General features: G+C 64.4%; 17 protein-coding genes. 12 read left to right on the forward strand and 5 right to left on the reverse strand.

Annotated elements, in window-relative coordinates:
- Positions 1–27: 27 nt before the first annotated feature.
- From fabF to fabD, 4 genes are all read right to left on the reverse strand, one after another.
- Positions 28–1290, reverse strand: coding sequence for a beta-ketoacyl-ACP synthase II (gene fabF, locus A3840_RS00615; RefSeq protein WP_067450397.1), 1263 nt, complete (start codon positions 1288–1290; stop codon positions 28–30).
- 27 nt (positions 1291–1317) lie between these two features.
- A complete protein-coding gene (locus A3840_RS00620) occupies positions 1318–1554 on the reverse strand; it encodes an acyl carrier protein (protein WP_046103861.1) in 237 nt (78 codons plus the stop codon).
- Between the two features lie 401 nt (positions 1555–1955).
- Positions 1956–2693, reverse strand: a complete 738-nt coding sequence (gene fabG / locus A3840_RS00625; RefSeq protein ID WP_067450276.1) for a 3-oxoacyl-[acyl-carrier-protein] reductase — start codon at positions 2691–2693, stop codon at positions 1956–1958.
- A 47-nt stretch (positions 2694–2740) separates the two neighbouring features.
- Positions 2741–3691: an ACP S-malonyltransferase gene (fabD, locus tag A3840_RS00630; protein ID WP_067450280.1), complete on the reverse strand. Its 951-nt coding sequence runs from the start codon at positions 3689–3691 to the stop codon at positions 2741–2743.
- 224 nt (positions 3692–3915) lie between these two features.
- Between fabD and A3840_RS00635 the strand changes: the two genes are divergently transcribed.
- From A3840_RS00635 to A3840_RS00690, 12 genes are all read left to right on the forward strand, one after another.
- A complete protein-coding gene (locus tag A3840_RS00635; protein WP_067450399.1) occupies positions 3916–5802 on the forward strand; it encodes a glucose/sorbosone family PQQ-dependent dehydrogenase in 1887 nt (628 codons plus the stop codon).
- 385 nt (positions 5803–6187) lie between these two features.
- Entirely contained in the window at positions 6188–6586 is a 399-nt protein-coding gene (rpsF, locus tag A3840_RS00640; protein WP_067450283.1) for a 30S ribosomal protein S6, read from the forward strand.
- Between the two features lie 17 nt (positions 6587–6603).
- Positions 6604–6858, forward strand: coding sequence for a 30S ribosomal protein S18 (rpsR, locus tag A3840_RS00645; protein WP_067450285.1), 255 nt, complete (start codon positions 6604–6606; stop codon positions 6856–6858).
- Between the two features lie 187 nt (positions 6859–7045).
- Entirely contained in the window at positions 7046–7612 is a 567-nt protein-coding gene (rplI, locus tag A3840_RS00650; RefSeq protein WP_067450288.1) for a 50S ribosomal protein L9, read from the forward strand.
- 243 nt (positions 7613–7855) lie between these two features.
- Positions 7856–9340, forward strand: coding sequence for a replicative DNA helicase (locus A3840_RS00655; protein ID WP_067450290.1), 1485 nt, complete (start codon positions 7856–7858; stop codon positions 9338–9340).
- 2 nt (positions 9341–9342) lie between these two features.
- Positions 9343–10470, forward strand: a complete 1128-nt coding sequence (gene alr / locus A3840_RS00660; RefSeq protein ID WP_067450293.1) for an alanine racemase — start codon at positions 9343–9345, stop codon at positions 10468–10470.
- Positions 10471–10548: 78 nt separating this feature from the next.
- Positions 10549–11103, forward strand: a complete 555-nt coding sequence (locus tag A3840_RS00665; protein WP_067450296.1) for a DUF1697 domain-containing protein — start codon at positions 10549–10551, stop codon at positions 11101–11103.
- A gap of 165 nt (positions 11104–11268) precedes the next feature.
- Complete coding sequence (gene radA, locus A3840_RS00670; RefSeq protein ID WP_067450301.1) at positions 11269–12675, forward strand: DNA repair protein RadA; 1407 nt, start codon at positions 11269–11271, stop codon at positions 12673–12675.
- A 119-nt stretch (positions 12676–12794) separates the two neighbouring features.
- Positions 12795–13418, forward strand: a complete 624-nt coding sequence (locus A3840_RS00675) for a CvpA family protein (RefSeq protein ID WP_067450306.1) — start codon at positions 12795–12797, stop codon at positions 13416–13418.
- Positions 13419–13526: 108 nt separating this feature from the next.
- Positions 13527–15029 (forward strand): amidophosphoribosyltransferase, encoded by a 1503-nt coding sequence (gene purF / locus A3840_RS00680; protein WP_067450309.1) that lies wholly within the window; start codon positions 13527–13529, stop codon positions 15027–15029.
- Positions 15029–15763, forward strand: a complete 735-nt coding sequence (locus A3840_RS00685; protein ID WP_067450311.1) for an SDR family NAD(P)-dependent oxidoreductase — start codon at positions 15029–15031, stop codon at positions 15761–15763. The genes purF and A3840_RS00685 overlap by 1 nt, the downstream gene beginning before the upstream one ends.
- A gap of 2 nt (positions 15764–15765) precedes the next feature.
- Entirely contained in the window at positions 15766–16356 is a 591-nt protein-coding gene (locus tag A3840_RS00690; RefSeq protein WP_067450314.1) for a GNAT family N-acetyltransferase, read from the forward strand.
- A gap of 238 nt (positions 16357–16594) precedes the next feature.
- On the opposite strand, the gene A3840_RS00695 is transcribed toward A3840_RS00690, so the two are convergent.
- Positions 16595–17866 (reverse strand): hemolysin family protein, encoded by a 1272-nt coding sequence (locus tag A3840_RS00695; protein ID WP_067450402.1) that lies wholly within the window; start codon positions 17864–17866, stop codon positions 16595–16597.
- Positions 17867–17995 lie beyond the last annotated feature (129 nt).

The raw sequence follows: 17995 nt of genomic DNA on the forward strand, positions 1-17995 counted from the left end.
ATGCGGCCCAGAATGGCGGCGCGCGGCTCAGTCGGCCTTGCGCATGACTAGGGTGGCGTTGGTGCCGCCGAAGCCGAAGCTGTTGGACAAGGCTACGTTGATTTCCTTCTTGAGCGCCTTGTGAGGCACGAGATTGATCTCGGTCTCGACCGAAGGATTGTCCAGGTTCAGCGTGGGCGGAGCGACGCCGTCGCGCATGGCGAGCAGGCAGAAGATCGCTTCCACCGAACCGGCGGCGCCCAGGAGATGGCCGACGGCGGACTTGGTGGAGCTCATCACCGTCTTCGGGGCGGCATCGCCCAGCACGCGGGTGACCGCGCCCAGCTCGATTTCGTCGCCGAGCGGCGTCGAGGTGCCGTGGGCGTTGATATAATCGATATCGGAGGCGGAAATGCCGGCGCGCTTGATGGCCGCGCTCATGGCGCGGAAGCCGCCATCGCCATCGGGCGACGGGGCGGTGATGTGATAGGCATCGCCGCTGAGGCCATAACCGATCACTTCGCCATAAATCTTGGCGCCGCGGGCCTTGGCCCGCTCGTAATCCTCGAGCACGACGATACCGGCGCCCTCGCCCATGACGAAACCATCACGGTCCTTGTCATAGGGACGGGAAGCGGCGACGGGATTGTCGTTGAAGCCGGTGGAGAGGGCGCGGGCGGCCGAGAACCCGGCCAGCGAGAGCCGGTTGACGCAGCTTTCCGTGCCGCCGGCCACCATCACGTCCGCATCGCCCAGGGCGATGAGGCGGGCCGCATCGCCAATGGCATGCGCCCCGGTGGAGCAGGCGGTGACCACCGAATGGTTCGGGCCCTTCAGGCCGAACCGAATCGAGACCTGGCCGGAGGCGAGGTTGATCAGACGTCCCGGAATGAAGAAGGGGCTGATGCGGCGCGGACCCTTTTCATGCAGGGTCACGGAGGCATCATAGATGCCGCCGACGCCACCGATGCCCGAGCCGATCAGGACGCCAGTGCGTTCCTGCTCTTCCTGGGTCTTGGGCTCGACGCCAGCATCCTGGATGGCCTGCGTGGCGGCTGCCATGGCATAGACGATGAATGGGTCAACCTTGCGCTGCTCCTTCACCTCCATCCATTCGTCGGGGTTGTACTTGCCATCGGCATAGTCCCCGAGCGGAATGCGGTGGGCGATCTGGCAGGCAATATCGTCGACTTCGAAGTCGTCGATACGCTTGGCACCACTCTTGCCGGCTAGAATGTTGGCCCAGGTGGGTTCAACACCACAGCCCAGAGGCGTGACAAGCCCCAGCCCGGTGACGACGACTCGGCGCAATTCCATGTCAGCGGCCTATCCCAGCTTTTAGCTGGTCGCCTTGGTCAGGAAAGCGACGGCATCGCCGAAAGTCTGGATCGACTCGGCAGCGTCATCGGGGATCTCGACCGAGAATTCTTCCTCGAAAGCCATAACCAGTTCGACCTGATCCAGGGAGTCAGCACCCAGATCGTCGATGAAGCTGGCCTTTTCGGTGACCTTCTCGGCATCCACATTGAGGTGTTCCACAACGATCTTGCGGACCCGATCAGCGACATCGCTCATATTTGACTTCCCTTTTAGAAATCGAAGTTTCGTTTCGCTTCTTATTGGCGATGAGCCAATTCTTCAAGCGGTGTTGGCTTGCCGGGGGCCAGTGTAAGCGGCCCGAAGGGCGCCTGCAAGGCAGACCGGCAAGGGTAAACGCGGCGCGAGGTAACACGTTTCACCGCAAATAGCCAAGGCGTTTTGCCCGGTTTCCAAGGGCTTTATGGGCCATAGGCTCATTGAGCCGAGGGAAAAATGGACAAAATCGTCCACTCACCGGCTCGTCCCCCTCGGGCTTGACCCGAAGGGTCTTTGTTTATGGCGATTCAGACAGGAACCCTCGGGGCAAGCCCGAGGGTGACGAATAGAGATGGGTGGGCGTTCCTGCTCATCCCGAGGGTTGACGCCTCACCAATCAATCAAATCATCGCCATGCCGCCATTCACGTTCAGCGTGTGGCCGGTGATGTAGGCGGCGGCATCGCTGGCGAGGAAGACGGCGCAGGCGGCGATTTCCTGGGCGGTGCCCAGGCGGCCGGCCGGCACCGTGGACAGGATGGATTCCCGCTGCTTGTCGTTGAGCTCGTCGGTCATGGCCGAGGCGATGAAGCCGGGGGCGATGGAATTGACGGTGATGTTGCGGCTGGCCACTTCATAGGCCAGGGCCTTGTTCATGCCGATGAGGCCGGCCTTGGAGGCGGCGTAATTGCCCTGCCCCGGATTGCCCATGACGCCGACGACCGAGGAAATGCCGATGATGCGGCCCCAGCGCGCCTTCATCATGCCGCGCAGCACGGCCCGATTGAGATGGAAGGCGGCGGTGAGGTTGACGGCGATGACGTCATCCCATTCCTCGTCCTTCATGCGCATGAACAGATTGTCGCGCGTCATGCCGGCATTGTTGATCAGGATATCGACGCCGCCCATGGCGGCCTCGGCGGCGGGGACGAGCTTGTCGACTTCGTCGAGCTTGCTGAGATTGGCGGGCAGAATCGGGCAATCCTTGCCGATTTCCTTCGCCGTATCTTCCAGGGCGCCGACGCGCGTGCCCGAAAGGGCGACATTGGCGCCGGCTGCGGCGAGCGCCTTGGCGATTTCCCGGCCTATACCGCCGCTGGCGCCGGTGACGAGGGCGCGTTTACCAGTAAGATCAAACATTTAGGGCCTCTTGCGAGAAATTGGAATCAAGCGCTTGAGAGATCGATTCAAGCGCCGAGCTGGGCGGCGAAGGCATCGGTATCGGCCGGCGAGCCGACGGATTGGGCCGAAGCGTCGGGGGCGATGCGCTTGGCGAGGCCAGTGAGAACCTTGCCGGTGCCCAGTTCGACCAGATTGGCGACGCCGCCCTCCTTGGTCAGCCAAGTGACGCTTTCGGTCCAGCGGACCATGCCGGTGACCTGCTCGACCAGGCGCCGGCGAATTTCGTCCGGGTCGGAAATCGGGGCGGCCAGCACGTTGGAGACGACCGGCACAACCGGCGCCTGCATGTCCACTTCGGCGAGCGCGGCGGCCATGGCATCGGCGGCGGGCTGCATCAACGTGCAATGGAAGGGCGCGCTGACGGGCAGCAGCAGCGCGCGCTTGGCGCCCTTGCCCTTGGCGATCTCAACGGCGCGCTCGACGGCGGCGATGGCGCCGGACACCACTACCTGGCCCGGCGCATTGTCATTGGCGACATCGCAGACCTCGCCCTGCCCCGCTTCGGCCGCGACGGCCTTGGCGGTGTCGAGATCGAGGCCCAGCAAGGCGGCCATGGCGCCATGACCGACCGGCACGGCCTTCTGCATGGCCTGGCCGCGAATGCGCAGCAGGCGGGCGGCGTCGGCCAGCGAGAAGGTGCCGGCGGCGCAGAGCGCGGAATATTCGCCCAGCGAATGGCCGGCGACGAATTTGGCATGGTCCCGGAGGTAAATGCCGCGGGCCTCGAGGACGCGGATGACGGCCAGGCTCACCGCCATCAGGGCGGGCTGGGCATTTTCGGTGAGGCGCAGAATGTCTTCCGGCCCCTCGAACATGACGGCGGACAGGCGCTCGCCCAGGGCTTCGTCGACCTCCTGGAAGACGGCGCGCGCCTCGGGATAGGCGGCGGCGAGATCCTTGCCCATGCCGACGGCCTGGCTCCCCTGGCCGGGGAAAGTGAATGCGGTGCTGGACATGTGTGAACCCCTCTCGCAACCCAGTGTGACAACCCGTTGCGGGGCTGTCCAGTTGCGGCGGGCTTTGCCGGGAGTGTGTGGCGGAGTCAAGGCCGGGGCCGGGAAAACTCCGCGCTGGCGGGATGCAAACAAGAGGCGTAGCGTATTGGTGCCGTCATATTGGTGCGCCATTGAACAAAGAGGGGAGCGGCGCGTTTCCGTTTGACCATATCGAGGACGATGAAATGAAACTTCTCAGTTTTTCCTGCGCGCTCATGGCGTGCACTGCCATTGCCTCTTCCACCAGCCTTGCCCAGAGTCCGGATTCCTACGTCACCGGCAGCAAGCAATTCACGCAGTCGGTGCTGATCGAGGGCCTGGCCAATCCGTGGGAAATCACCCTCGGGCCGGATGGAATGATCTGGACCACGGAGCGGACGGGCAAGCGCATCAGTCGAATCGATCCGGCGAGCGGCGAACAGCATATCGCGGTGACCATCGACGAGATTTCCGCTCCCGGCGGGCAGGACGGACTGATGGGCCTGGCGCTGCATCCCGAACTGGGGACCGGCACGGGCAATGACTATGTCTATGCCGCCTATACCTATGTGGACGCGGACAAGGGCCCCGATCCGCAGGTCGAGGACCCGGCCAGCCCCTATTACGAGCTTTATACCAAGATCGTGCAGTTCACCTATAACGAGGCGGACGGCACGCTGAGCGACCCGGTGGACCTGATCACCGGCTTGCCGGCGAGCAATGACCACAATTCGGGCCGGCTGAAATTCGGGCCGGACAGCAAGCTCTATTACACGCTGGGCGACCAGGGGAACAATCAGGGCGCCAATGTTTGCCTGGCCATCGAGGCGCAACGCCTGCCGACGGCCGAGGAAGTGGGCAATGCCGATTATGTCGCCTATGTCGGCAAATCGCTGCGGCTCAACCTGGACGGCTCGATCCCCGAGGACAATCCCGAGCTGGACGGCGTGCAGAGCCACGTCTTCACCTATGGCCATCGCAACATGCAAGGCATCGACTTCGGGCCCGACGGCACGCTCTACGCCTCCGAGCACGGCCCCAAGACCGATGACGAGGTCAATATCCTCCAGAGCGGCGGCAATTACGGCTGGCCCAATGTAGCGGGCTTCCTCGACGACAAGGCCTATGAGCACGCCAATTGGGAACTCGCGGCCAACCCGCCCTGCGAAGAGACCACGTTCAGCGAATACGAGATTCCCGAAAACGTGCCGCACGAGCCGGAATCGGCCTTTACCGAAGACATGGTGGAGCCGATCGCGACCATGTTCACGGTCGATACCGGCTGGAACTTCGTGGTGCCGGATTGCCGCGGCGTCGACTTCATCTGCTGGCCGACGGTCGGCGTGACCTCCATTCAATATTATGAAGGCGGGGACGACCGCATTCCGGGCTGGGACAAGGTGCTGCTGGCGCCGACGCTCAAGCGCGGCTCGATCTACGTGCTGCCGCTCGATGAGAGTGGACAGGCGGTCGAGGGCACGGTGGAGCGCTACTTCCAGTCCAACAACCGCTATCGCGACGTGGCCGTCAGCGCCGACGGCAAATCGATCTATGTCGCCACCGACGCCACGGGCCTGGCTGAGAATGTGGATGGCGGTACGACCAGCGAACTCGACAATCCCGGTCAGATCCTGGTCTTCACCTATGAAGGCGAAGGCGATCCCGATGCGGTGCCGCCCCCCAACGAGCAATCGCTGCGCGGGCAGAACCTGGCGGAAAGCGGCGATGCGGCTCCGGCCGCCGGCGATGCGGCCACCGCCGCAGAGGGCGACGGCCCCAGCTTCACCGCCGAACAGGTGGCGAGCGGCAAGACGGCCTATAATGCCAATTGCTCGGTCTGCCACGGCGATACGCTGACCAACAACACCTATGGCCCGCCGCTGGCCGGTGAATTCTTCCACGAGAACTGGGCGGGCCAGACCGCCGGCGACCTGGTGGAAAAGGTCCATACCATGCCGCCCAGCGCGCCCGATTCCCTGTCCGAGGACGTCTATGCCGCCATGGCGGCCTATATCCTGTCGGTCAACGGTCTCGAGCCCGGCGACACGCCCATCAGCCGCGAGTCGACCGAAACGATCAGCTTCCCGCAATAGGGAGCATTTCAGGGAGGCGGGATTTCCGCCTCCCTTTTTCTTGTTGGGGGCTCCGTCGCAGCCCCCCTCCGAAGGACGCAAGCTGGAAGAAACAGAGGTTCCCGCTTTCGCGGGAATGACTCCGTGGTTGGGTGATGGGCGAAGCACACAAGAAGCCCCCTCCCTCCCCCTCTGCTTGCGCCCGTCCCGGATTTGCTCTATAGCGCCGCCAGCAATTCGTTTGGCCGGGGGCTGAACGGAGGGTTCTTGCTTTGGCAAGAACAGGGTCCGGCGGACCCGGCCTCCCGTGTTCCCGCTCTTTGCAAGACTGCTTTGACGCCTTTCCGGCTTCGAAGGGGCTCCGCGCCAGACATTGCTGAGGACAACTCGAAAGGAAGGCGCATCAATGGCCCTTTACGAACACATCTTCCTGGCGCGCCAGGACGTTTCGCAGCAGCAGGTCGAAGAGCTGACCACTGCCCTCACCGACATCCTGGCTCAGGGTGGCGGCAAGGTGACCAAGAATGAATATTGGGGCCTCAAGGGTCTCTCCTACCGCATCCGCAAGAACCGCAAGGCGCATTACACCCTGCTGAACCTCGACGCACCGGCTGCCGCCATTGCCGAGATGGAGCGCCAGATGCGCATCAATGAAGACATCCTGCGCTTCATGACCGTGCGCGTGGACGAGTTGGAAGAAGGCCCGTCGGCAATGATGCAGAAGCGCGATCGCGACGACCGTGACGGCCCGCGCGGCGGTGACCGTGGCGGTTTCTCCGGCGAACGCCGCCCGCGCCGCTTCTAAGATAAGGAACGAGTATTATGGCTATCAAAGACCTTACCACTTCCCAGGCCCGCCGCCCGTTCCAGCGTCGTCGCAAGACCTGCCCGTTCTCGGGCGAGGGCGCGCCCAAGATCGACTACAAGGACGTGCGCCTGCTGAGCCGCTACGTCTCCGAGCGCGGCAAGATCGTGCCGAGCCGCATCACCGCCGTTTCGGCCAAGAAGCAGCGTGAACTGGCCCGCGCCATCAAGCGCGCCCGCTTCATCGGCCTGATGCCCTACGCAGTTCAGTAAGAACTGACCTTTCCGCTTTCGTCATTGCCCGGTTCGTCCGGGCAATGCAGCTTGCGGAGACATGGACCACCGGGACAAGCCCGGTGGTGACGGTGGCGGGGTATCGCACTCCACCGCCAAAGTTGGGGAAACGAATGGTTCGCTTCTCCTAACCGCCCCAGAGGCGGGACAGCCAAAGGAATAAGACATGAAAGTCATTCTGCTCGAGCGCGTCGGCCGCACCGGCACCATCGGCGACGAAGTCAACGTCAAGGACGGCTTCGCCCGTAACTTCCTGCTGCCCCAGGGCAAGGCCCTGCGCGCCACGGAAGCCAATCGCAAGCGCTTCGAAAACGAACGCGCCCATATCGAACAGCGCAACGAAGAGCGCCGCAACGCTGCCGCCGGCATCGCCGAAGGCCTCAACGGCGCCAGTGTGGTGATGATCCGCCAGGCCGGCGAAACCGGCCAGCTCTACGGCTCGGTCGCTGCCCGCGACGTGGTCGAGGCCCTGGCCGCCGACGGCTTCACCGTGCAGCGCAACCAGGTCGAGCTGCCCGAACCGATCAAGTCGGTCGGCGTTCACACCGTCGCCCTGTCGCTGCATCCGGAAGTGGAAGTCACGATCACCGTCAACGTCGCCCGTTCGGCCGACGAAGCCGAGCGCCAGGCTGCCGGTGAAGACGTTACCGTGCACACGTTCGAAGCCGACGAAGCCGGCGATTTCGCCGCCGGCCAAGCCGACGCGGCCGCCGAAGACCGCTTCGAAGAATAGTCTTCGATCACAAATGCTCCTGAAAGGCCGGGCCCAGTGCCCGGCCTTTTGCTTTTTGCCTCCAGAAGGAGGAGACTCAGGCCGCATCCATGTGAGTCCAGCCAAGGCAAGCGGGCCCGGCGGCATTCCCCGTTGTCCACAGAGTTCACAGGGAATGTCAGGGCTCCGTTAACCCTGAGGTCCATAGGCAAAGACACGCCCCGAGTCGGGTGGTTAAGAAAGGTTAACACGCACCGAGTTCCCATGGCCGAGATCGCACGCCTTCACCCAGCCGAAGACAAGTCCTTTCGCGTCGCCCCCCACAATGTGGAGGTGGAGCAGGCGCTGCTGGGTGCGATCCTGATCAATAACGACGCCTTCTATCGCGTCGCCGACTTCCTGATGCCTGAGCATTTCTACGAACCGATCCACCGGGAAATCTACGAACTGGCCGGCAAGATCATCCGCGCCGGCAAGGCGGCGGAACCGGCGACCCTCAAGACCCACCTGCCCGACCAGCTCCTGCCCGACGTCACCATGATGCAATATCTGTCGCGGCTGGCGGCGGAGGCGACCACGGTGCTCAACGCGGCCGATTACGGCCAGGCCATCTATGACCTGGCCATCCGGCGCAACCTGATCCAGGTGGGCGAGGAAATGGTCTCGGTCGCCTATGACAGCGATGTCGAGATGACCCCGGTCAAGCAGATCGAAAAGGTTGAGGGCGAGCTGTTCCAGCTGGCCGAAAAGGGCCGCTATGACGGCGGCTTCCAGAATTTCGGCACCGCGCTCAGCGCCTCGATCCAGATGGCGGGCGAAGCGTTCCAGCGCGACGGGGGCCTCAGCGGCATCGCCACCGACCTGCACGATCTCGACCGGCAGATGGGCGGATTGCAGCGGAGCGACCTGATCATCCTCGCGGGCCGCCCCGCCATGGGCAAGACCTCGCTCGTGACCAATATCGCCTATAATGTCGCCAAGGCTTGGCGCGGCGAGGTGACGCCGGACGGGCACATGAAGACCGCCAATGGCGGCCAGGTGGGCTTTTTCAGCCTGGAAATGAGCTCCGAACAGCTCGCCACCCGTATCCTGGCCGAGCAGGCGGAAATCTCCTCGTCCGACATTCGCCGCGGGCGCATCCATGACGACCAGTTCGCCAAGCTGGTGGACGTCTCCAACATGATGAGCAAGGTGCCGCTCTATATCGACGATACCGGTGGCATCTCGGTGGCCCAGCTCGCCGCGCGCGCCCGACGCCTGAAGCGGCAGAAGGGGCTCGACCTGCTGATCGTCGACTATTTGCAGCTGCTCTCGGGCTCATCGAAGGCGTCGAGCCAGAACCGCGTGCAGGAGCTGACCGAAATCACCACCACGCTCAAGGCGCTGGCCAAGGAACTGGAAGTGCCCATCATTGCGCTCAGCCAGCTTTCCCGCCAGGTGGAAGCGCGCGACGACAAGCATCCGCAACTGGCAGACTTGCGCGAATCGGGCTCTATCGAGCAGGACGCCGACGTGGTGCTGTTCGTGTACCGCGAGGAATATTATCTCAAGAACAAGGAACCCAAAGAGGGCACGCCCGAGCATCTGGCCTGGCAGGGGGAAATGGAAAAGGTGCATGGCAAGGCGGAAGTGATCATCGCCAAGCAGCGCCACGGCCCCACCGGTACCGTTCAGCTCAGTTTCGAGGCACAATTTACCCGCTTTGGTAACCTTGCTCGGGCAGACTACCTGCCCGAACGCATGGAATAGGCATGACGCTGACATCCGGCCTTGGCGGCCAATTGAGCATCGACCTGGGGGCCCTCGCCCGCAACTGGCGCGCCCTGGACAAGGTGAGCGCCGGAGCGCTGACGGCCGCCGTGGTCAAGGCCGACGCCTATGGCACGGGCATCGAAATGGCCAGCAAGGCGCTGCATGCCGCCGGCGCCCGTTTCTTCTTCGTGGCGACGCCCGACGAGGGCATGGCGGTGCGCGCCGCCGTGCCGGACGCCCATATCTTCGTGCTCTACGGGCTCTATCCGGGCGCGGCCAATCTCTATATCCGGCAGAATTTGATGCCGGTGCTCTCGTCCATGTCGATGCTGGAGGAATGGCTCGACAAGTGCATCGAGCGCAACGAGGCCTATCCCGCAGCCTTCCATTTCGACACCGGCATCAACCGGCTCGGCTTCCGGCTCAACGAGGCCGCGCAGGTGCGCGAACGCATCGAGAAACTCGGCTATGCGCCGCAGATGGTGATGAGCCATCTCGCCTGCGCCGACCAGCCGAGCCACGAGAAGAACCGCACGCAACTGGCTTTGTTCGGCTCGGTCATGTCGCAATTTCCCGGCATTCCGGCCTCGCTCGCCAATTCGGCGGGGCTGATGACGGGGCGCGACTACCATTTCCAGATGGTGCGGCCGGGCATCGCGCTTTATGGCGGGCGGGCCGTCAATGGCCGCAAGAACCCGATGCAGCCGGTGGTGACGCTGCATGTGCCGATCCTGCAGGTGGCCGAAGGCCGCACGGGGGAAAGCGTGGGCTATGGGGCGACCTATTCGCTCAACCGCAATTCGAAGCTGGCCGTGCTGGGCTATGGCTATGCGGACGGCTTTTTCCGCTCGCTGTCGGGCACCAATCAGCGCCCGGGCGGCAAGGTGTTCATCCGCGGCAAGCTCTGTCCGGTGATCGGCAAGATTTCCATGGACCTGACCGTGGTGGACGTTACCGAGCTGGGCCCCGACCTGCCCAATCCCGGCGAGGGCGCGGAAGTGCTGGGCGCCAATATCGGCATCGACGAGCAGGCCGATGCGGGCGGCACGATCGGCTATGAAATCCTGACCAGCCTCAAGGGGCGGTATAACCGGATTTATGTGGGCGACGGGCGGTTGCCGGACTAGGCACTTCGTTCCTTATTTGTTCTTGATCGCCGGCAGGCGCGCTGCTAGGGTCCGGCACACCAATAGATCCGGACCGGCATGCCCGACACGCTGACCACCTATGTCATCCTGCTGCGCGCCATCGGCCCGGCGACGCATCGACTGATGCGCATGGCGCAATGGCAGGAGGCCGCCGAACAGGCCGGGTTCGTGGCGGCGGAAACGCTGGGCAATACGGGCAACATGATCGCCGGATACAGGGGCACGGAGGCCAAGGCGCGCGAGGCGATGATCGCGGTGCTGCGCGGGTTCGGGCTGGGCGAGAATGTCGTGCCAGTGCTGCGCAGCCCAGCCGCATTGCGGAAGCTGGTCGAAGCCGATCCGGTGCGGGACGCGGCGGAGAGCCGGCCGGCGCAGACCGGGGTCTATTTTTTCGCCACGCCCCGACCCGATTTCGGCTGGCTCGACCATTATGAAGGCCCCGAGGCCATCCATGTGGTGCAGAACCATCTCGTGGTGGACTTCAGTCGCGACGTGGCGCAATCGGGTCGGCTGATCCGGCTGATCGACAAGCATTGCGGGCTCAATACGGCGCGCAACTGGAACACGGTCCGCAAGCTGGCGGAGCGGTGCGGGGACCGGGGGAAGGTATAGATGGATCCAGCCCGGCACGGTTTCAGAGAGAAACTGGACGTCATTCCCGCGAAAGCGGGAACCTCTGTGCACGGCGCTGCATCGCAAACGGAGGTCCCCGCTTTCGCGGGGATGACATCGCGTGGGACGGGCGCTTCTCGACGCGCGGATAAGAAGAAGAGCTAGATGGCAAAATCCCGGACCAGTTTTGTCTGCCAATCCTGCGGGGCGGTGTCGAGCCGTTGGCAGGGGCGGTGCGATGCGTGTGGAGAATGGAACACGATCGTCGAGGAAATGGTGGATTCGGGCGTCGGCGCGGGTCCCAAGGCGGCCAAGGCCAATGGCCGGCCGGCCAATCTGGTGCCGCTGTCCGGCGAGACGGAAAGCGCGGCGCGGGTGGTGACCGGCCTGGCCGAGCTGGATCGGGTGACCGGGGGCGGTTTCGTCAAGGGATCGGCGTTGCTGGTGGGTGGCGATCCGGGGATCGGCAAATCGACGCTGCTGCTGCAATCGGCGGCGGCGCTGGCCAATAAGGGCAAGCGCGTCGTCTATGTCTCGGGCGAGGAGGCGGTGGCGCAGGTGCGGCTGCGGGCACAGCGGCTGGGCCTGGGCGAAGCCGGCGTGCTGCTGGCGGCCGAAACCAATGTCGAGATCATCCTGGCGACGCTGGAAAACGGGCCGCCGCCGGACCTCGTCATCATCGATTCCATCCAGACGCTGTGGACCGACCGCGTCGATTCGGCGCCGGGCACGGTGACCCAGGTGCGCACCTCGGCGCAGGCGCTGACGCGGCTGGCCAAGAAAAGCGGTGCGGCCGTGGTGCTGGTGGGCCATGTCACCAAGGACGGGCAGATCGCCGGGCCCCGCGTGGTCGAGCACATGGTGGATGCCGTGCTCTATTTCGAAGGCGACAGCAGCCACACGTTTCGCATCCTGCGCGGAGTGAAGAATCGCTATGGCGCCACCGACGAGATCGGCGTCTTCGCCATGACCGAGCGCGGGCTCGAACAGGTCGCCAATCCCTCCGCTCTGTTCCTGGACCAGCGCGACAAGGATGCGGCGGGCTCAGCGGTCTTTGCCGGCATGGAGGGCACGCGGCCGCTGCTGATCGAAATCCAAGCGCTGGTGGCCCCCTCCCCGCTCGGCACGCCGCGCCGGGCCGTGGTGGGCTGGGATTCCTCGCGCCTCTCCATGGTGCTGGCGGTGCTGGAAACGCGTTGCGGGGTGCGGATCGGCGCCAACGACATCTATCTCAATGTGGCCGGCGGGCTCAAAATCAACGAGCCGGCAGCGGACCTGGCGGTGGCGGCGGCGCTGATCTCCTCGCTCACCGGGGCGCCATTGCCGGCCGATGCGGTCTATTTCGGGGAAATCTCGCTGGCGGGCGGCGTCCGCCCGGTGGTGCATGCCGCCTTGCGGCTGCGCGAGGCGCAAAAGCTGGGGTTCGGCTCGGTGGTGACCGGCAAGCTCGGCAATGCGGACCGCAATAGTGATCTCGAGGTCACCGAATATGCGCAATTGACCGACATGGTCAGTCGGATCGCGGCACAGGCAAAGCATCCCATGCCGGAACCGGAGCCCGATGCATGGTAAACAGATTGTTTCCGACAAGATTGGGGTCCGCATTGGCGGTTAGTCTTGGCAGGGCGCGCTAAAGTGTTTATTGGTCGCCGGAATTAGCCGGGGCGGCTCGAAAACAGGCGAAAAGACATATGCTGACAGCGTTCGACGTTGGTGTTGGTGTGCTGGTGCTGATCTCGGCGATCCTGGCCACCGCGCGGGGCCTGACCCGCGAAGTGCTCTCGCTGGCGACCTGGGCCGGTTCCGCCGCCATCGCCGTCTATATGTGGCAATATCATCCCGACATCGCCCGGCAATATATCGCCGAGCCGGTCGTGGCCGATATCGCCACCGTGGTGGTGACCTTCATCGTGGCGCTGATCGTGCTGCACCTTTTGACCATGCGCATCGCCGATTTCGTGGTGGACAGCCGCATCGGACCGATCGACCGGACGCTGGGCTTCGTCTTCGGGGTGCTGCGCGGCGTGCTCATCGCCATCGTCATCACCATTTTCGGCCTGTGGCTGCTGCCCAACAACCTGCCCGACTGGGCGGCCAATGCGCAGACGCTGCCGCACTTGAAAAACATGGGCGACACGCTCATCTCCATGCTGCCTGAAGGCCTCGAGCAGCAGGTGACCGATATCCTGCAGGGTGGCGGCGCCAATCTGACGGAAGATCCGCCGGCCCCGCCCGCCCCGCTGGATCCCAGCGTCGACGGCACGGTGGATCCGACCGACCCCGTCGTCGACGGCACAGTCGAACCGCAGGCCTGACGCCAGGCTGATGGCGGGCAGCGCCCGCCGCAAGCCTGCCGACCGCACAGTTCATTGGTGGCCGGCAGGAAAATGCGCTATTGGCAGACAGCCGTAGCCATATTTCGCATGGAGCCCCCGGTGACCCATCCCAGCGATGACGATTTCAATCTCGACGGCGACACGCTGCATGAAGAGTGCGGCGTGTTCGGCATTTTGGGGCATGACGATGCCTCGACCCTGACCGCCCTGGGCCTGCATGCCCTGCAGCATCGCGGACAGGAGGCGGCGGGCATCGTCAGTTTCGACGGGCAGCAATTCCACCAGGAAAAGCGCATGGGCCTGGTGGGCGACCATTATACCGACCCCGCCGTGCTGGCGAAGCTGCCGGGCAATATCTCCATCGGCCACACGCGCTATTCCACCACCGGGGAAGTGGCGCTGCGCAACGTGCAGCCGCTGTTCGCGGAACTGGAAGTGGGCGGCATCGCCATCGCCCATAACGGCAATTTCACCAATGGGCTGACGCTGCGTCGGCAGATCATCGCCACCGGCGCCATCTGCCAGTCGACCTCCGACAGCGAAGTGGTGCTGCATCTCATCGCCCGCTCGCGCCATTCCTCCAGCACCGACCGCTTCATCGACGCCATAAGGCAGATGGAAGGCGGCTATGCCATGCTGGCCATGACCCGCACCAAGCTGATCGCGGCGCGAGACCCGGTGGGCATCCGCCCGCTGGTGATGGGCGAGCTCGACGGCAAGCCGATCTTCTGTTCGGAAACCTGCGCGCTGGACATCGTGGGCGCCAAATATGTGCGCGACGTGGAGAACGGCGAAGTCATCATCTGCGAAATCCAGCCGGACGGCTCGATCACCATTGATGCGCGCAAGCCGGCGCGCAAGACGCCCGAGCGGCCGTGCCTGTTCGAATATGTCTATTTCGCCCGGCCCGATTCCGTGGTTTCGGGCCGCAGCGTCTACAAGGCGCGCAAGAACATGGGCATCAACCTGGCCAAGGAAGCGCCGGTGGAGGCCGATGTGGTGGTGCCGGTGCCCGATGGCGGCACTCCGGCGGCCATCGGCTATGCGCAGCAGAGCGGCATTCCCTTCGAGCTGGGCATTATCCGCAACCATTATGTGGGCCGCACCTTCATCGAGCCGACCCAGCAAATCCGCGCCTTCGGCGTGCGCCTCAAGCATTCGGCCAACAGGGCCGAAATCGCCGGCAAGCGCGTGGTGCTGATCGACGATTCCATCGTGCGGGGCACCACTTCGGTGAAGATCGTGCAGATGATCCGCGACGCGGGCGCGACCGAGGTGCATATCCGCGTGGCCAGCCCGATGATCTTCCATTCCGATTATTACGGCATCGACACGCCCGATCCGGACAAGCTGCTGGCCAATCAATATGCGGACCTGGACGCCATGTGCCGCTATATCGGCGCGGATTCGCTGGCTTTCCTGTCCATCGACGGGCTGTACGAGGCCGTGGGCGGGGAGAAGCGCAATGCGCAGGCCCCGCAATTCACCGACCATTATTTCACCGGCGACTATCCCACGCACTTGACCGATCTCAACGGGCGGACCATGAGCGACCCCAAGCAGATTTCGCTGCTCAAGGAAGCGGGTTAATGACCAAGAATAAGGAACTGACCGGCAAGGTCGTGCTGGTCACGGGGGCATCGCGGGGCATCGGCTATGCGGCCGGACTGGAAGCGGCGCGGCGCGGCGCACATGTGATCGCGGTGGCGCGCACCGTGGGCGGCCTCGAGGACCTGGACGATGCGATCCAGGCCGGGGGCGGTTCGGCCACGCTGGTGCCGCTGGACCTGCGCGACGGCGACGCCATCGACCGGCTGGGCGCCGCCATTTTCGAGCGCTGGGGCCATCTGGACGGGCTGATCGCCAATGCCGGCCAACTCGGCGTGCTGAGCCCCGTGGCCCATATCAAGCCGGACGATTTCGACAAGGTTCTCGCGGTCAACGTCACCGCCAATTACCGGCTGCTGCGCTCGCTGGACCTGTTGCTGCGCCAATCGGAAGCGGGGCGCGCCGTCTTCGTCTCGTCCTCGGCAGCGCGCTCGGCGCGGCCGTTCTGGGGCCTCTACGCCGCCAGCAAGGCGGCGCTGGATGCCCTGGTCAAATCCTATGCCGGGGAAGTGGCGGAGACCAAGGTGCGGGCCAATGTGTTCTATCCCGGCGCTGTGCGCACCGCGATGCGCGCCAAGGCCATGCCGGGCGAAAATCCGGAAACCCTGCCGACGCCCGAGACGATTGCGCCGCCACTGGTCGACCTGCTGAGCCCGGCGCTCAACGAACAGGGCCGGCTGTTCAATATCGACAGCGGCCGTTTCGAAGACATCTGAGCATGGTGACGCTGCGCGCCTATCGGCCGGACGACCTGGACGCGCTCTACAGCATCTGCCTGCGCACCGGGGATGCCGGAAAGGATGCCAGCCCGCTCCACAACGACCCGCAATTGGTGGGGCATATCTATGCGGCGCCCTATGGCGTGCTGGAGCCGGAGCACGTGTTCGTGGCCGAAGATGCCGAAGGCGTGGCCGGCTATGTGGTCGGCACGCATGACAGCGAGCGCTTCTCGGACCGGCTGGACGCCGAATGGTGGCCGAAGCTGCGCACGATCTATGCCGATGCCGAGGGCATGAGCGCGGCCGACCGGGAGCGGATCGCGACGATTATGGCGCCGCACCGGGCCCTGCCGCATCTGGTGGGGCCCTACCCTGCCCATATCCACATGAACCTGCTGCCGCGCCTGCGCGGGCAGCGGATCGGCACGAAATTGCTCGATCTATGGGTGGAGCAGGCCCGCGCCGCCGGCGTGAAGGGCATCCATCTGGGCGCCAGCGCCGGCAATGCGGGCGGCATCGCCTTCTGGAGCAAATCGTTCAAAGAGCTCGGGCCGTATGGCGGCGCTGTCTGGTTCGGGATGAGCCTGTGAAAAAGGCCCGGCAATGAGCCGGGCCATCCAACCCAATCCCCGATCGTCACCCTCGGGCCTGACCCGAGGGTTCTTTGTTTTTGGGGTGTACCGCAAACGCCCTCGGGCCTGACCCGAGGGTGACGATCGGTGGGTGGGGGTGGTCCAGTTGTCCACTGATGGACCCCCACCCTCATTCCCTCCCCTCAAGGGGGAGGGAAGCGATGGTGCCGTGGGTCCCAGCCGAATGTGGACTGCTCTAGCTCGGCACCACCAGGGGGGCGATGAGCACCTTGTCGATCCGGTGGCCGTCGAGGTCGACGACCTCGAACTTCCAGCCATCGCGCTCGAAGGTTTCGCCCACCGCAGGCAGGTGATTGATACTGGCCAGCACGAAGCCCGCCAGTGTCTCATAGCGTGCGTCCTTGGGGACCGGCACCTTGAAGCGCTCGCGGAAATCGTCGACGGGCATCCAGCCGGCCACCAGCCACGAGCCATCGGCGCGCTGCACCACGGCGGGTTCGTCGCCCGGCTCCTCGATATAGACGCCGGTGATGACCTCCAGCACATCGCCGAAGGTGATGATGCCTTCGAAATGGCCGTATTCGTCCACCACCAGCGCCATCTGGGCGGTGGATTGACGGATGGCGTCGATCACGTCGAGCGCATCGGCGTGTTCCATGACCACGGGGACCGGACGCACCAGCTTGCGCAGGTCGGGCTGCTGGCCGGCGGCAAGCGCCGGCAGCAGATCGGAGAGAGAAAGCACGCCGAGGATGGAATCGGCGTCGCCCTCCTGCACGAGGACCTTGGAATGGCTGCTGGCCACGATGGTCTTGAGGTTTTCCTCAAACGTGTCCTCGACATCGACCACGATCACGTCGAGCCGCGGCGTCATGATGCCCCGGGCCGAACGGTCGGCCAGACGCATGACGCCGGAGATCATCGAATGTTCTTCGGTCTCCAGAATGCCGGCCGTGGTGGCTTCGGCGATGATGGTGCGGACTTCCTCCTCGGTGACCGATTCCTCGGCCTGGCCGCCCTGCCCCAGGAGCCGCAGCACGGTCTTGCCCGAAATATCGAGGAACCAGACGATGGGCGTGCCGATGCGCGCCAGAAGCGTCATGGGCGGGGCAACGCGGGAGGCGACGGCCTCCGGATTGCGCAGGGCGACCTGCTTGGGCACCAGCTCGCCCAGGATCAGGGTAAGATAGGTGATGGCGACGACGACCAGGCCGGTGCCGCCGATATCGGCGACATTGGCCGGCACGCCGACCTCGCGCAGCCATTCCGCCAGGCGCAGGCCAAGCGTGGCGCCGGAAAAGGCACCCGACAGAATACCCACCAGGGTAATGCCGATTTGTACGGAAGACAGGAACTTGCCCGGATCCTCGGCCAGCTTGATGGCCATTGCGGCGCCCTTATTACCCTGATCGGCCAGGACCTTGAGACGTGCGGGACGGGAAGAAACGACGGCCAGTTCGGACATGGCCAGAGCGCCGTTGACCAGGGTCAGAACGACGACGATGATGATTTCTGTAAGCAACAAAGTGCAATGTTGACACGCCGCGACCAATGGCGGGGTGCTACGACGCGCGCACTATAGGGCAAATCCGTGACGATTGAATAGCGCCCCTGGGGAAATGTCCCGCGCTATCAA

This window comes from Devosia elaeis (assembly GCF_001650025.1).
Taxonomy (GTDB): domain Bacteria; phylum Pseudomonadota; class Alphaproteobacteria; order Rhizobiales; family Devosiaceae; genus Devosia; species Devosia elaeis.

What these genes read in the sequence shown, in the direction of transcription:
- A3840_RS00620 (WP_046103861.1), bottom strand. Translation starts at nt 1,554, where the DNA reads ATGAGCGATGTCGCTGATCGGGTCCGCAAGATCGTTGTGGAACACCTC.
- fabG (WP_067450276.1), bottom strand. Translation starts at nt 2,693, where the DNA reads ATGTTTGATCTTACTGGTAAACGCGCCCTCGTCACCGGCGCCAGCGGC.
- fabD (WP_067450280.1), bottom strand. Translation starts at nt 3,691, where the DNA reads ATGTCCAGCACCGCATTCACTTTCCCCGGCCAGGGGAGCCAGGCCGTC.
- A3840_RS00635 (WP_067450399.1), top strand. Translation starts at nt 3,916, where the DNA reads ATGAAACTTCTCAGTTTTTCCTGCGCGCTCATGGCGTGCACTGCCATT.
- rpsF (WP_067450283.1), top strand. Translation starts at nt 6,188, where the DNA reads ATGGCCCTTTACGAACACATCTTCCTGGCGCGCCAGGACGTTTCGCAG.
- rpsR (WP_067450285.1), top strand. Translation starts at nt 6,604, where the DNA reads ATGGCTATCAAAGACCTTACCACTTCCCAGGCCCGCCGCCCGTTCCAG.
- rplI (WP_067450288.1), top strand. Translation starts at nt 7,046, where the DNA reads ATGAAAGTCATTCTGCTCGAGCGCGTCGGCCGCACCGGCACCATCGGC.
- A3840_RS00655 (WP_067450290.1), top strand. Translation starts at nt 7,856, where the DNA reads ATGGCCGAGATCGCACGCCTTCACCCAGCCGAAGACAAGTCCTTTCGC.
- alr (WP_067450293.1), top strand. Translation starts at nt 9,343, where the DNA reads ATGACGCTGACATCCGGCCTTGGCGGCCAATTGAGCATCGACCTGGGG.
- A3840_RS00665 (WP_067450296.1), top strand. Translation starts at nt 10,549, where the DNA reads ATGCCCGACACGCTGACCACCTATGTCATCCTGCTGCGCGCCATCGGC.
- radA (WP_067450301.1), top strand. Translation starts at nt 11,269, where the DNA reads ATGGCAAAATCCCGGACCAGTTTTGTCTGCCAATCCTGCGGGGCGGTG.
- A3840_RS00675 (WP_067450306.1), top strand. Translation starts at nt 12,795, where the DNA reads ATGCTGACAGCGTTCGACGTTGGTGTTGGTGTGCTGGTGCTGATCTCG.
- purF (WP_067450309.1), top strand. Translation starts at nt 13,527, where the DNA reads ATGGAGCCCCCGGTGACCCATCCCAGCGATGACGATTTCAATCTCGAC.
- A3840_RS00685 (WP_067450311.1), top strand. Translation starts at nt 15,029, where the DNA reads ATGACCAAGAATAAGGAACTGACCGGCAAGGTCGTGCTGGTCACGGGG.
- A3840_RS00690 (WP_067450314.1), top strand. Translation starts at nt 15,766, where the DNA reads ATGGTGACGCTGCGCGCCTATCGGCCGGACGACCTGGACGCGCTCTAC.